At 62.2% G+C, this 14150-nt stretch carries 13 protein-coding genes; 7 read left to right on the top strand and 6 right to left on the bottom strand.

Translation table 11 applies throughout. From position 1 onward, the window contains the following. Positions 1–115: 115 nt before the first annotated feature. From ACIU1A_RS22200 to ACIU1A_RS22180, 5 genes are all read right to left on the bottom strand, one after another. Entirely contained in the window at positions 116–583 is a 468-nt protein-coding gene (locus ACIU1A_RS22200) for a hypothetical protein (RefSeq protein WP_140556667.1), read from the bottom strand. Between the two features lie 66 nt (positions 584–649). Beyond that, complete coding sequence (locus ACIU1A_RS22195) at positions 650–1114, bottom strand: Hsp20 family protein (protein WP_140496161.1); 465 nt, start codon at positions 1112–1114, stop codon at positions 650–652. 354 nt (positions 1115–1468) lie between these two features. Beyond that, the gene (locus tag ACIU1A_RS22190; protein WP_140496160.1) at positions 1469–3238 is read right to left on the bottom strand and encodes a thiamine pyrophosphate-dependent enzyme; all 1770 of its coding nucleotides are present in this window, start codon (positions 3236–3238) and stop codon (positions 1469–1471) included. Positions 3239–3287: 49 nt separating this feature from the next. Then, positions 3288–3728 carry a DUF2267 domain-containing protein gene (locus tag ACIU1A_RS22185; protein ID WP_140496159.1) on the bottom strand — a complete coding sequence of 147 codons (441 nt, stop codon included), beginning with the start codon at positions 3726–3728 and terminating at the stop codon, positions 3288–3290. Between the two features lie 147 nt (positions 3729–3875). After that, the gene (locus ACIU1A_RS22180) at positions 3876–4451 is read right to left on the bottom strand and encodes an alpha-ketoglutarate-dependent dioxygenase AlkB (protein WP_404925292.1); all 576 of its coding nucleotides are present in this window, start codon (positions 4449–4451) and stop codon (positions 3876–3878) included. 191 nt (positions 4452–4642) lie between these two features. On the opposite strand from ACIU1A_RS22180, the gene ACIU1A_RS22175 reads away from it, so the two are divergent. From ACIU1A_RS22175 to ACIU1A_RS22155, 5 genes are all read left to right on the top strand, one after another. Continuing rightward, complete coding sequence (locus ACIU1A_RS22175) at positions 4643–7030, top strand: phosphoketolase (protein ID WP_404927993.1); 2388 nt, start codon at positions 4643–4645, stop codon at positions 7028–7030. 27 nt (positions 7031–7057) lie between these two features. Continuing rightward, positions 7058–8239, top strand: a complete 1182-nt coding sequence (locus ACIU1A_RS22170) for an acetate/propionate family kinase (protein ID WP_404925291.1) — start codon at positions 7058–7060, stop codon at positions 8237–8239. Between the two features lie 106 nt (positions 8240–8345). Beyond that, entirely contained in the window at positions 8346–8804 is a 459-nt protein-coding gene (locus ACIU1A_RS22165) for a DUF2231 domain-containing protein (RefSeq protein ID WP_404925290.1), read from the top strand. Next, complete coding sequence (locus tag ACIU1A_RS22160) at positions 8791–10137, top strand: PQQ-dependent sugar dehydrogenase (protein WP_404925289.1); 1347 nt, start codon at positions 8791–8793, stop codon at positions 10135–10137. The genes ACIU1A_RS22165 and ACIU1A_RS22160 overlap by 14 nt, the downstream gene beginning before the upstream one ends. Before the next feature lie 175 nt (positions 10138–10312). After that, on the top strand, positions 10313–10510 hold the full coding sequence (locus tag ACIU1A_RS22155; protein ID WP_140496155.1) for a hypothetical protein: 198 nt from the start codon (positions 10313–10315) through the stop codon (positions 10508–10510). Between the two features lie 99 nt (positions 10511–10609). Here ACIU1A_RS22155 and ACIU1A_RS22150 read toward each other — a convergent pair whose 3' ends face one another. Continuing rightward, entirely contained in the window at positions 10610–12313 is a 1704-nt protein-coding gene (locus tag ACIU1A_RS22150) for an HAD family hydrolase (RefSeq protein WP_140761481.1), read from the bottom strand. Between the two features lie 269 nt (positions 12314–12582). On the opposite strand from ACIU1A_RS22150, the gene ACIU1A_RS22145 reads away from it, so the two are divergent. Together ACIU1A_RS22145 and ACIU1A_RS22140 are read left to right on the top strand one after the other, a co-directional pair. Then, positions 12583–13392: a nucleotidyltransferase family protein gene (locus tag ACIU1A_RS22145; RefSeq protein WP_140496153.1), complete on the top strand. Its 810-nt coding sequence runs from the start codon at positions 12583–12585 to the stop codon at positions 13390–13392. After that, positions 13385–14134, top strand: coding sequence for a metallophosphoesterase (locus ACIU1A_RS22140; RefSeq protein ID WP_140496152.1), 750 nt, complete (start codon positions 13385–13387; stop codon positions 14132–14134). Before ACIU1A_RS22145 ends, ACIU1A_RS22140 begins: the two co-directional genes overlap by 8 nt. The last annotated feature ends 16 nt before the right edge of the window (positions 14135–14150 follow it).

Genomic DNA, 14150 nt, shown 5'->3' with positions numbered 1-14150 from the left:
CCCCAACCCCTTCATTGGGGCAGTTCATCGTTTCACGAGACGCCGAACTGCTCTAACTGTTTGTTTCTACGTAATTTCCAAGGAAAAAGCGGTATGCGCTTTTCCCGGGATTGCTCTAGGCTGCTTCAGGTTCCGGCAGGGAAAATGCCCCGCCACCGCCTGCCCTCGGCGGGATCGCCGCGCAGACCGGGCTCGGAGGTGGATCGTCATCATCGTCTTCACCTCGGATGCCCGCGATCCAGCGGGACCAACTCCCTCGACGGAAGCGGCCGAAAGAACGCCGCTGGGACCGAGACGCCGCCCTGTGCGGCGGATGCCCTTGCTCGCGCTCATCCAGTGCCTTCAGCGCGCGAAGGATCTCATCCACATTCATGACCGAGCCGTCATCCAGCCTGCGCAGCGACGGAGCGTCGTCAACCGCATGCGCGTCCGAGGCCCATGAGGCAAGCAAGGCACGCTTCGCCTCAAGGCTCATGGTTGAGCAGTTGAGAACGTCGCCGGGGTTTTTCGGCACCGGCGAGACGTCGATGCGGGTCGGTTTTCTTGTGCCGGCCTGAAGAAAGATATCAGCTTCGCTTCTCATCTCCGTTCTCCGCAATCTTGGCTTCCCGGCGTTGCCGGGAGGCGGACCGCAGGTTGTTGCGACATTCTAGGCCGCCTTGCGCGACACATCCTGGCTTATCGACTTCGTTGTATTTTCAGGGTCGCGGACGCCAATCTCGATGCGACGCGGCTTGAGTTCCTCGGGCACCTCACGCACGAGCTCGATGGCGAGCAAACCGCAGTTCAGCGTCGCAGCCTTCACCCTTACGTGGTCGGCCAGCCTGAAGGCCTGTCTGAAATTACCTATCGCAAGGCCTTGGTGGAGAACTTGCCGCTGCTCTGGATCGGGCTTCTTGCGTCCGGTAACGCACAGTTCGGCGCCGTTCTGCACGAGTTCGAGCTCGTCCAGGTCGTAGCCTGCTACCGCCATCGTGATGCGGTAATTGTTCTCATTCTTCTTTTCAATGTTGTAGGGAGGCCAGTCCGAGCGAATGCTGCTGTCGAGCATGTCGAAAAGACGGTCGAAGCCGACCGTCGTGCGGTAAAGGGGCGCAAAATCCACGCTTCTCATATCCATATCCTCCGAAAAGCAACATGGGACGCCGCAGGTGTCGCGACGCCTTTTTCATCGAGCCGAAGCCTCGACGCGAAACGATCTGGGAACGGCCAGAAATCTCTTCAAGAGGGGTCCCAAAAATTTTTTGATGCTGAGTTGCCATGCAAGAACAGTGGCTTGCGGTAGTTCTGCCGCACGACCCTTTCACTTTTGCAACAGCAGGATCTGCCCCGAAGCGGTACATGGCCCGAGACTTCCGCGATGGTCGGGGCGCCGATACCGATCCCACGGACTCGGCAGAAGTATCCCTATGCAGTGTTGCCGCGCACGTCGCCATCCGTCGCGGACGTGGGGCGAGATCGGCTGTGCCTACGCTTCCTCGGAAACTTCGTTCATCATGGACTTCAGCGGCTCCTCGCCGACATTGTCCTCGATCTGGTCGTGTCCAGGCGTGTCCGGCAGCGCCTTGCGGAAATTCCTCGCATAATCCGGCGGCATCCTGGGCGGCATCATTGGCTCATAGGCGTCCACGACGGCCTCGATGATCACCGGTCCCTGCGTGGCGAAGGCCGCCTCAAGCACGCCCTCGACCTCTTCCGGCCGCGAGACGCTGTAGCCGATGCCGCCCATGGCCTCGGCGGCCATGGCGAAATCGATGGGCTGCAGCTCGCAGCCGAATTGCGGATTGCCAAGGAACATCATCTGCTCCCAGGCGATCTGGTTCAGCATGCCGTTCTTGAGCACGAGGACCTTGAGGGGAATGCCGTGCCGTACCGCGGTCGAGAATTCGCCGAGTTGCATGGCAAGCCCACCATCGCCAACCACTGCGAAGATAGGCCGCCCCGGAAAGGCAATGCCGGCGGCAATCGCATAGGGAAGGCCGCAGGCCATAGAGGCGAGCGCTCCAGAAACCCCGAATGCCTGTCCGGCCTTCATGTCGATGTGCCTGGCAGCCATCTCGGTATTCTGTCCTGAATCGGCTGCCAGGATCGCGTTCTCAGGCATACGCCTGCCGAATGCCTTGACCACGAGTTGCGGCTTCAGCGGCACATCCGGCTTGGCTTCGGATAATGCCATTGCATCGCGCCAGCGGGTCATTTCCTGCCGCGCCTTTTCCAGGAAGGAGCGGTCGCTCTTGCGCTCGAGGCGTTCGTTGAGAAGACGCAAGGTGTCGGCGGCATCGCCTACGAGCCCTGCCTCGACGGGGTAGCGCAGGCCGATCCTCTGCGCGTCACGGTCGATCTGGACGCCGCGCGCCTTGCCGGGTTCGGGATAGTATTCGATGTAGGGGAACGTCGATCCGACAATCAGCAGGGCGTCGCATTCGCTCAGCGCATCCTGCGAGGCGCGGGTGCCGAGAATGCCGATGCCGCCAGTCGTATTCGGATGGTCATCAGGGAGCACGGCTTTGCCGAGCAGCGCCTTGGCGACGGGCGCCGCCAGCAGATCCGACGCGCGTTCGAGTTCTTCGCGTGCGCCGAGTGCGCCGCGCCCGGCCAGGATAGCGACTTTTTTCGCCGCATTGAGAATCTCAACCGCCTGGTCGAGCTGGTCGGCAGCCGGAAGCCGGCTGCCTTCGAACCATCGATCGGGGGTGTGGGAGGGCCGGTTTCGCTTCGAGCGGTCCGCCTCGGGCAACTCGTTTTCCTGTACATCGCTGGCAATCGACAGATGGGCGACGCCGCGCCGGGCAAGAGCCGAGCGGCAGGCGAGACCCGCCAGGTTTTCCATGTGGGCGGCATCGGAGACCTGTGCGTTGAAGATCGCGACGTCGTTGAAGGCGCGGGTCAGGTCGACGTCCTGCTGCGTAAAAGTCTCGATAAGGTCGTGGAACTGCATGCCGGTGATGGCAAGCACGGGAGCCTGGTCGAGCTTGGCGTCATAGAGGCCGGTAAGGAGGTGTGTGCCCCCCGGTCCCGAGGTGGCCAGGCAGACGCCCAACCTGCCGGTCCATTTGGCATAGGCGCACGCCATGAAGGCGGCAGATTCCTCGTGCCTGACCTGGACGAACCGGATGCGGTCCTGACGGGTGCGCAACGCCTCCATGATGCCGTTTATGCCGTCGCCCGGCAGGCCGAAGACGACCTCCACTTTCCAGTTGATCAGCGTGTCGACGAGGATTTCGGCGGCATTGGGCATGGCGGATTTCCTTTATTGAGCACGCCGGCCTCTCGAACCGAGAGGAGGTTCAGTGTTTCGTATCGGGATCGGGACAGAGCTGCCGTACGTCCGCAGGCAGCGAGGCGCGGACCTTTCTGATCTGGCCGGGGTCGATATGATGAAAGAGGACTTTGAAGACCGATTGAACCGCAGCTTTCGGGTCGACGGGACGCGTATCGTCCATGCCCTGCTCAACGGGGCCGAGAAACTCTTCCAGGGAACGGCTCTTTTGCGGCATGCGTGACGGCTCGAACTGCTCATAGTAGGTGCCGCGCACGAGCAGCGGCAACTGCGCTCCAAGATGCGAAGCCATGTCGACCGGAAGCCGGTCCCTGACGGTGCGCAAGACGACGCCGAGCAGGTGCCAAGCGAACTGGCGATCCTGTCCGTGGTCGGCCATGATCTCGTCCAGCCAGACATTGGTGGTTTGGGTGGTCTTGTCGAAAATCTCGAGTCCGGTAGCGCTCATCGCCGCCTCCTCAATCGAATCGCTCACCCGCAAAACCCGTCGGCAAAACCATCGGTGGCAGGGAAAGTTTCATGCCCGGCTGAAATTTCTTCGCTTCGGCAGTTTACGCGAGACGCTGCACCGGCTGTCGCAGTCGCTGTCCGACAATCACAACGGCCGGAGCGTCCGCAACGTGATCGAATAGCGATGCTCTTTCACCAGCGGTATGCTGTGCTCCCACTCGGTCCGCGAGGCGCCCGCCATCAGATATGCGGATCTCGGCTCGACCGTGACGGTTTCGCGGTCCCATTTCGCACCGTTCCTGCGGCGCAGGCGGAAACTGCAAGCAGCCAACAGCGACACTCCGGCGACAATGCCGAAGTGCGGCTTGTCGCGATGCCATCCGATGCCGGCGCCCGGCCGATATTCGTTGATCAGGACCTGCACGAAATCGGCGGCAGGCAGGCCGGCAAAGCCGGCTACCTTGTCCCTCAAGGGCAGCAAGAAACCTGGTATGGGCGGCGCCTCCATCACCTGGCGCCGCTCATAGTCGTAGCGCAGGCCGAAGCCTGCCACGCGCCTATTGGCGAGATAGCCGTGGAAATCGAATGGCTGGAAGGACAGGCTCTCGAGCTCCCGCACCAGTTCAGCTTCCTGCGCCGGCGTGATCAGTTCGGGCCGGTAACGAAATCCTTCCGGCAAGCTGTCGGGTGCACCAAAGAGGTCGTCCTGGCGAGGGTCCATGGGATTGCTGGTTCCGGGCGATGGCATCGCCTTTAGATGGTGAAATCCGCGGCTGAGGCAAGATTTCCCCGGCCGGCTGCGTGGGGCGGCTCGCATTTGATGGGAACCTCGACTTCGCTGTCGGATTATTCAATGCGGGCGGCACGCATCGTATTTCGACCAGCTTTGCCAAGGAGAAACTCGTGCGGGCAATGCGTAGCCGGCCTGAACAAGGAGAGCTCGATCTTATCGACCGTTATTGGCGGGCGGCGAATTTTCTGTCGGTCGGACAGATCTATCTGATCGACAATCCGCTGCTGAAGGAGCCGTTGCGGCCGGAGCACATCAAACCTCGCCTGCTTGGCCACTGGGGGACCACGCCCGGGCTGAATTTCATCTACGTCCATCTCAATCGCATCATCAGGCAGCGTGATGCCGACGTGATCTACATTTGCGGCCCAGGCCATGGTGGACCGGGGATGGTCGCCAATACCTATCTCGAAGGGACCTACAGCGAAATCTATCCCGAGGTCAGTTCCGACGAGGATGGGTTGCGCAAGCTCTTTCGCCAATTCTCCTTTCCGGGCGGCATCCCGAGCCATGCCGCCGCGGAAACGCCGGGGTCGATCCATGAGGGCGGCGAACTCGGCTATGCGCTGGCTCACGCCTATGGCGCCGCGTTCGACAACCCGGACCTCGTCGTGGCCTGCGTGATCGGCGACGGCGAGGCGGAAACGGGCGCGCTGGCAGCCTCCTGGCATTCGAACAAATTCCTCAATCCGGTCCATGACGGCGCTGTCCTGCCGATCCTTCATCTCAACGGCTACAAGATCGCGAATCCGACGGTGCTCGCCCGGATCGACGCGCAGGAGTTGCGAAGCTTGCTGGCTGGATATGGCTATGAACCTTTTTTCGTCGAAGGCGACGAACCCCGGGCGATGCACCGGCTGATGGCCGAAACGCTCGATACGGTCTTCGATCGGATCGATGAAATACAGAAGGAAGCGCGCGAGACCGGCAGAATGGATCATCGTCCCCGCTGGCCGATGATCGTGCTGAGAAGCCCGAAGGGCTGGACCGGCCCGAAGGAGCTGGATGGCAAGAAGGTCGAGGGTTTCTGGCGCGCGCACCAGGTGCCGATCACCGACCCGCGAAACGATGCAGGCCATCTCGCAGCTTTGGAAAATTGGATGCGCGGCTACCGGCCCGAGACGCTTTTCGATGAAGCGGGTAGGTTTCGAAACGAGCTACAGGCCCTGGCACCGCATGGCGAGCGGCGCATGGGCAGCAATCCACATGCCAATGGAGGGATGCTCAAGCAGGAGTTGCGATTGCCGGATTTCCGCCACTTCGGGGTCGCGGTCCCGAAACCCGGCGGCGCAAGGGCCGAGGCGACGAAGCTCATGGGAGCGTTCATCGAGGAGGTCATACGGCTGAATGCCGATGCCCGCAATTTCAGGCTCATGGGACCGGACGAGACATCGTCCAACAGGCTGGATGCGGTCTTCGACGCGACCGAGCGCGTCTGGATGGAAAAGATCGAGCCTTATGACGAGCATCTGGCGCGCGACGGCCGCGTCATGGAGGTGCTGAGCGAACATCTTTGCCAAGGCTGGCTGGAAGGATACCTGCTGACCGGCCGGCACGGCCTCTTCTCATGCTACGAGGCGTTCATCCACATAGTCGATTCCATGTTCAACCAGCACGCCAAATGGCTGAAGGTCTCGCGTGAACTTGTCTGGCGGCGGCCGATCGCGTCGCTCAACTATCTGTTGACCTCCCATGTGTGGAGGCAGGACCACAATGGTTTCAGCCACCAGGATCCCGGCTTCGTCGATCTCGTCGCCAACAAGAAGGCGGACATCGTGCGCATCTACTTCCCGCCGGATGCCAATACGCTGCTCTGGGTCACGGATCACTGCCTGCGAACCTACAATCGGGTCAACGTGATCGTTGCCGGCAAGCAGCCGGCTTCCCAGTGGCTGCCGATGGACGACGCCATACGTCATTGCGAGGCCGGCATCGGGATCTGGGATTGGGCGGGAACCGAGCGTGGAGGGGAGGATCCCGACGTGGTGATGGCCTGCGCGGGAGACGTGCCGACGCTGGAGACGCTCGCGGCTGTCGACCTTCTTCGCCGGGCGATGCCGGATCTCGCGATACGCGTCGTCAATGTGATGGATCTGATGGCGCTGCAGCCCAAGGAGCAGCATCCCCACGGCCTGGCGGACGCGGAATTCGACAGGCTGTTCACGACCGGCAGGCCGGTGGTCTTCGCCTACCACGGCTATCCCTATCTCATTCACCGGTTGACCTACAAACGGGCCAATCACGACAACTTCCACGTTCGCGGCTACAAAGAAGAGGGCACGACGACCACGCCCTTCGACATGGCGGTGCTCAACGAACTGGACCGTTTTCACCTAGCCATCGAGGCGATCGACCGGGTGCCGGGCCTGAGCGCCAGGGCAGCCGATGCGAGGGCCCGATTTGCCGACGGCCTGAACGAGCACACGCGCTATGTTCGCGAACATGGCGAGGACATGCCCGAGATCCGGAACTGGGCCTGGCGCGACAAAGCGGGCGCGGCGGATGGTTAAGGCTGTGCCCGCCGGGGAGTGCCGCTCGTGACCAGCGCAATACTCGCCCTCAATGCAGGCTCGTCCAGCCTGAAGTTCGGCCTGTTCGAAGCCGGATCACAGGAGGGGCCGGTGCTCACGGTGAGCGGTGCGTTCGAAGACTTGGATGACGAGCCAAGCCTCGTCGCCAAGGACGCGTCGGGCAAATCCATCTTCAAACGCGCCGTCAAGCCCGCAAGCCCGCCCGTAGAGGTTCTCCTGCGGGACTTGTTCGATGTCCTCGATCCGTATCTTGCGCAGGCTCCGCTGAGCGCGGTCGGCCATCGCATCGTCCATGGTGGCAAGCGGTTTTCGACTCCGGTCCTGCTGACCGGCGAGATCGTCGAGGCGCTCGACGCGCTGACGCCGATGGCACCGCTCCACCAGCCGGCCGGCCTGGCGCCGGTTCGTGCGATCTCCAAACTGCTGCCCGACCTACCCCAGATCGGTTGCTTCGACACCGCCTTTCACCGCACGCTGGAGCCGCCCGTCAACCGCTATGCGCTGCCGCGCGAGTTCGAGGAAAGCGGGATCCGCCGTTACGGCTTCCACGGCCTTTCCTACGAATTCGTCGCAGGCCAGCTGCAGGCGCTTTCGCCCGGGCTCCGGGGCAAGCGTTGCGTGGTCGCGCATCTCGGCAGCGGATGCAGCCTGTGCGCCATGCGCGAAGGCAGAAGTCTCGACACCACCATGGGGTTCACCGCGCTTGACGGGTTGATGATGGCCACGCGGCCGGGCGCCATCGACCCCGGCGTGCTTCTCTACCTTCAGCAGGCGCGCGGCATGTCCGTGAAAGAGTTGGAGACCTTGCTCTATCACAAGTCCGGCCTGCTCGGCGTTTCGGGAGTGTCGGCAGATGTGCGGACCTTGCTTGGCAGCAAGGATCCTCGTGCGGCGGAGGCGATCGATCTCTTCACGTTTCGGATCGCCCGCGAGATCGCGGCGATGGGAGCCACGCTCCAGGGTATCGAGGCGCTGGTGTTCACGGGAGGGATCGGAGAGCATTCCTGGCAGATCCGTGAAGCGGTTTGCGAGCGCCTGCGATGGCTGGACGTGTTGCTCGACGCGAATGCAAACCGGTCGGGAAAAGGGCGGATCACCGGCGAGGGCAGCGCGGTCGAGGTTTACGCAATCGCCGCTAACGAAGAATTGATCATCGCCCGCCAGGTGCTGGCGACCGTGCCGATCTGACCGCTGAACGCGGTCCGCGGCGACCCGCCGGGACCATCAGGCAGGAACCTCCGGCCTTGGGGATTGTTTATGGGCCAACCAAAAGTTGATATGGAAGGACTTCCTCATGGCAAGGGAGAATCCGGCTTCCACGGCCAGCATCGCCGGCCATCCCATCCATCCTATGCTCGTGCCCATTCCCATCGCCTGCTTCGTCGGCGCTTTGCTGACGGACCTGAACTACTGGCGGACGGCGGAGATGATGTGGGCGAATTTCTCCGCCTGGCTGCTGACGGTCGGCGTGATCGGCGGCGTGCTGGCCGCCATTGCCGGCCTCACCGACTTCCTGGGCGATCGCCGGGTGCGCGCACATAAAACCGCGTGGCTGCACATGCTGGGCAATGCGCTGGCGGTCATACTCTCCTTCTTCAACATGCTCATACATACCCGTGATGCCTGGACCTCGGTGATGCCGACAGGCCTTATCCTGTCGGCGCTGGTGGTACTCATCCTGATATTCACCGGCTGGCTGGGCTGGGCCCTTGTCTACCGCCACCACGTGGGAGTGGCCGATGAAACCGTTTGATCGATCCGGCAAGCGACGCGCTTATGGTACAGGGCTTGCATTCCTTTGCTTTGCGACGCTCGGCGCCGCGGGCTGCAGCAACGATGCCGCCGACCCAAGCACTCAGATAGGCCCCAACCCGAATTTGCCGGAGATAAAGCAATATCTGTTCCCGCCGATGCATCTTGCATCCGTGGTCGGCTGGAAGAAGGATGAAACGCCGACGGTAGCGCAGGGCCTGCAGATCCATGCGCTGGCGACCGGGCTTCAGCATCCGCGCTCGCTCTACATCCTGCCGAACGGCGATGTGCTGGTCGTCGAATCGAAGGCCCCGCCGGAACCGCCAGCCAAACGGCCGAAGGACATCGTGATGGGCCTGATCGAATCGCTTGTCACCTCGGGCGGCGATACGGGACCGAGCAACCGCATCACCTTGCTGCGTGACAGCAATGGCGACGGCGTGCCTGACGTCCGGGATGTGTTCCTCGATCACCTGAATTCGCCCTTCGGCGTCGCCCTGGTGGGAAACGACCTCTATGTTGCCAACACCGACGCGATCATGCGCTACCCCTACAAACCAGGCGACACCAAGATCACCGCGCCGGGTGTCAGGTTGACGGAATTGCCGGGCGGTCCGATCGATCATCATTGGACCAAAAGCCTCGTCGCCAGTCCGGACGGTTCGTTGCTCTATGTCGGCGTCGGTTCGAACAGCAACATCACCGAAAACGGCATCGGCGCGGAAAAGGACCGCGCCGCGATCTGGGAGGTGGACAGGGCCACCGGGCGATCGCGCATTTTTGCCAGCGGATTGCGCAATCCCAACGGCTTGAGCTTCGAGCCGCAGACGGGAGCACTCTGGACCGTCGTCAACGAGCGCGATGAACTGGGGCCAAATCTGGTGCCGGACTATATGACTTCGGTAAAGGACGGCGGCTTCTACGGCTGGCCGTACAGCTATTACGGCCAGCATGTCGATCCCCGTGTAATGCCGCAGCGCCCGGATCTGGTCGCCAAGGCGATCGTTCCCGATTATGCGCTGAGTTCGCATGTGGCACCATTGGGCATGGCTTTCTACACCGGAACCAGCCTGCCGCAGACATACCGGGGCGGCGCCTTTGTCGGCGAGCACGGCAGCTGGGACCGTCCTGGGCTGAATGGCTACAAAGTCGTCTTCGTGCCGTTCAGCGGTGGCCGTCCGAGCGGCATGGCTCAAGACGTCGTCACAGGTTTCCTCAACGACCAGGAGGAGGCGCGCGGGCGCCCGGTCGGCGTTGCCATCGACAAAGCCGGAGCGCTGCTGATCGCGGACGATGTCGGAAACACAGTGTGGCGCGTCACACCTTCGGGGTGATGATCGCTGCTTCAGGCATGTCGCTCTCTCCCGCCGGTCGGCATCAAGCTCGGTCCGCCTTCGTCCCTTTGGCAGGATGTCACGAAATATTACGTGAGGGAACGTCGGCGCCGAAATCTGCATTCTCCGGGGGAGACGACCGTCGTCTCGAAGTTGGATTGAAAGGAGAATTACCATGCCCAATCAAGGTGGTAGCCACGAGCAACATGTGAAGGCGGGCCAGCAGAGCCACAAGAACACGGAAAACAAGAACCGCCAGCAGCAACAGGCCGCAGGCAACAATGAGCGGCAACAGGGCGACGGCTCCAACATGCGGGGTGGCTCGCACGAACAACATGTAAGAGCGGGCCAACAGAGCCACAAAAACCGCTAGGCATTTCAGCCAGGCGCGCTGACGCTCGCTCCGTATCATGACATGAGAAAGGTCCATCCCGAGGAATCGGGATGGGCTTGTGCCTACCCCGGCTCAAGGTCAGTCCGCGGGAGCAGTGTAACGGCGGCCAATGGCCTCGGCGATGGCCGCGCGGCTCTCCTGCATGTCCGTGCCGGTATCCGTTTCTATGTCCGCCACCTCGTCGGCGAGGTTCTTGTCCTTGATCTTGCTGCGGAACCATTTCGAATAGTCGCCGGCGCGCAGGTGATGTTCCCAGGTGCGATCGTCGATGCCTTCTGCGATGTGAAGGAACATCATCAGGTTCTGCGCTTTCAGGTTAAGCGCTCCGTCCGGCCCCCGGAAATAGAAGCTGTTGTCGCCAAGGTCGCCCTCGGCATATTTGCGCATGTGCCGCTTGCGAACCTGGCGGGGCCGTTCGACCTTGACCGTCCTGATCGGCTCGCCCGATGATCGTTTCCAAAACAGGACTTCGTCCTTTGGCGGCGGCACGGCGCCGTCGGGGACGTCGATGCCGGTGGCGGCACAGAAGCTTGCGACGATCTTGTCGGCTTCCGGTCCAAGCGCCAGGACGGTTTCGACGCCAGCCAGGACGTCGCGCGAAACCAGATCGGGGTGCACGGTGATCAGGATGGTCGCGGGGAGGCTCTTGGGCAGCGCGAAAGACGCGCCGTCACGGGCCTGGGGCAAGAGATGATGCGCCTCATCGATGATCAGCCAATGCGGTCGGCCGGTGCGCGCGCGAATGCTGGCCATGTCCGGCAGCAGCTTGGCAAAATTGCCGGGCCGTTCAGCGGTCTTCAGCCCCAGCATGTTGACAGCGACATTGTTGGTTGGCTTGGACAGAAGATCGAAGACCTCACGCGAGATCGGCGGGGTCTTGGCGTCGCCAACCACCACCACATTCTCGAGTTCCTGATAGTCGCCTTCGGGGTCGAGAACGCAAAACTGAAAACCCTTCTCGACAAAGCGCTCGGTCAACGCGGTGGCAAGCGTGGATTTGCCGATACCGGATGTGCCGGCCAGCAGCACGCCGCCGCCATGCGGTGAAAGGTGCACCTGCGCGCCCGATATGTCGGTTCCCACTTCCACATGTTGGCGAGCCGTCTCCACGAAGCCGGCATCGCGCGATATGAGCTGTTCGATCAGTTCCACCACGCCGGCACCTCGAGGGCTGGCTGTGACGAAATCCGCCGTCTCCTTAACGGTCGGCAATGCGTTGGCTACGGCGACGCCGAAGCCGACGGCGCGCAGGAATGCATGGTCGTTCTCGGCATCGCCGACACCGACGACGTTGTGGGCGGAAAACCCCAATTCCTCGAGTGCGCAGGCAAGGCCGGTGGCCTTGTTGACCCCGCTTGGCAGCACCATCACCGCGCCCTTGTTGAAGATGATCTCGAGCTCAAGTCCAAGCTCCTTGATCTCCGACAGCACGGCGGCTTCCTGTGGTTCCCAGGTGGCCACGACGCAGCGTCCGACCGACAGGGGCGCGACCCCGCGACGCTTCAGCCGGTCGACGAATTCAGCCGGGGGCGCCGGCGCCAAAAGCCGCTCCTTCTTCGAAGCGGGCGTATAGATCAACGCGCCGTTTTCGGCGACCACCCTGTCGAAGATGTCGAGTGCCGGAAAGACCCGCTCGAGATCGGCAAGCTCGCGGCCGGTCACCATGATCAGCTTGCGGCCCGTCTGCTTCAGCCGTTCGAGCGCAGCATAGGTCGCATCGGAGACGACCCCGTCTTCGGCGAGCGTGCCGTCATAGTCTGTCGCTAGGGCAAGAACATACATCCTGGATATCGTCTGCGCTTGAAACCAGACACCCCGATCGCCCGAAGGCAGCTTCGGCTGTTCGGGCTAACGATGCCCAATGGCGATGGTTCCATGCAGGGAAACGGCCCATGCAATCATATTGAAACCCAGGACTCCGCGGGCAATTTTGCCCGTCGCGCCCGATTTCCTTCAGACCGCGACGCGACCATGGCGGAACCAGGCAGGGTTCCCGCTGTTAACAACGCGGGCGATCAATCGGTTGCCGAAGTGTGGGAGCCATGCGTGCCATGATCAACGATCCGTTGCCGGGAACTGTTCCGGCATCCCTTCCCGCGATCGACGCAAAGGCCGCCCCGACGCTCAAGAACGCCGAGGCGGAGGTGTTCTATACCGAAGCCATTCGCGAACTCGCCGCCACCGACATTCCTTTCCTTGTCGCCGGAACCTATGCGGTAAGCGCCTACACCGGCGTCATCCGTCAGACCAAGGATCTCGATATCTTCTGCAAGGCAGGCGACTTCTCGCGCATCCTGGCCCATTTCAAGCAGCTCGGCTACGCGGTCGAGATCGAGGACGACCGGTGGCTTGGGAAGGTCTTCAAGGGCACGCATTTCTTCGACATCATATTCGCCTCGGCGAATGGAACGATGCCCGTGAGCGACCAGTGGATGGAGCATGCCCGCCAAACCGAACTGCTGGGAAGCCGAGTGAGGATCGTCGGCCCGACCGAGCTCATATGGTCCAAATGCTTCATCCAGGACCGAGGGCGTCATGACGGGGCGGACATCGCCCATACGATCCTCAAGGCGCAGGACCAGATCGACTGGCACAGGCTGCTCTCCTACCTGGAAGTCCACTGGGAAGTGCTGCTGATGCAGATTCTCAGTTTCAGATGGATCTATCCGAGCGAGCGCGACCGCATCCCCACATGGCTGCTTGACGAACTGCTCGACCGCCTTGCCAAGCAGCGCCAATTGCCTTCCCCCAGAATGAAGATCTGCCGCGGGCGCCTGCTTTCGCAGACCGACTACGAAATCGACGTCAAGGAATGGGGCTTCGCCGGCGTCGGCGGTACAGGAGAATTTCGTGATGGCTGAACGGACCGAAGACGCTCCGGCGATGGAGGGCACCGCCACGATCAAGGTGGCGGCCGTTGGCGACCTGCATGTGAAGGAGGACGCCCAGACATCGTATCGCGATCTCTTCGGCGAAATGTCGCGCGAGGCCGATATCCTCGTTCTTCCAGGCGATCTGACCAATCTGGGCAAGCCCCGCGAAGCCGAGATCCTCGCCGAAGACCTGCGCGCCTGCTCTATCCCGGTGGTCGGCGTGCTCGGCAACCATGATTATGAATCCGGTGCGGTCGAGGACGTCGCGGAAATCCTGCGTCAAGCGGGCGTCCATCTCCTCGACGGGCAGACGACCGAAATAGAGGAGGTCGGTTTTGTCGGCGTGAAAGGGTTCGTCGGGGGGTTCGGTTCACGCATGCTCGGCTCCTTCGGCGAGCCGGCCATCAAGTCGATGGTCGCCGAGAGCGTCAGCGAGGCCATGCGGCTTGAGAACGCGATGCGCCAGGTTCGCGCAAAACGCACGCTTGTCATTTTGCACTACGCTCCGATCGTCGAGACCATCGCCGGCGAACCCCTGGAGATATTTCCGTTTCTGGGCTCGTCGCGGCTGGCGGAAACGATCGACCGGTTCCAGGTCAGTGCTGTCGTGCACGGCCATGCGCATCGGGGAAGCTATGAGGGCCGCACGCCCGGCGGGGCGAGGGTCTACAACGTCGCCATGCACGTTTCCAAACCGACCGGCCGACCCTATGCCTTGCTTGAAATCTGACGGAGTCGGGACGCCG

It is taken from the genome of Mesorhizobium maamorense (genome assembly GCF_044998965.1).
In the GTDB taxonomy this organism is placed as follows: Bacteria; Pseudomonadota; Alphaproteobacteria; order Rhizobiales; family Rhizobiaceae; genus Mesorhizobium.
This window is presented reverse-complemented; position numbering and strand designations above follow the sequence as displayed.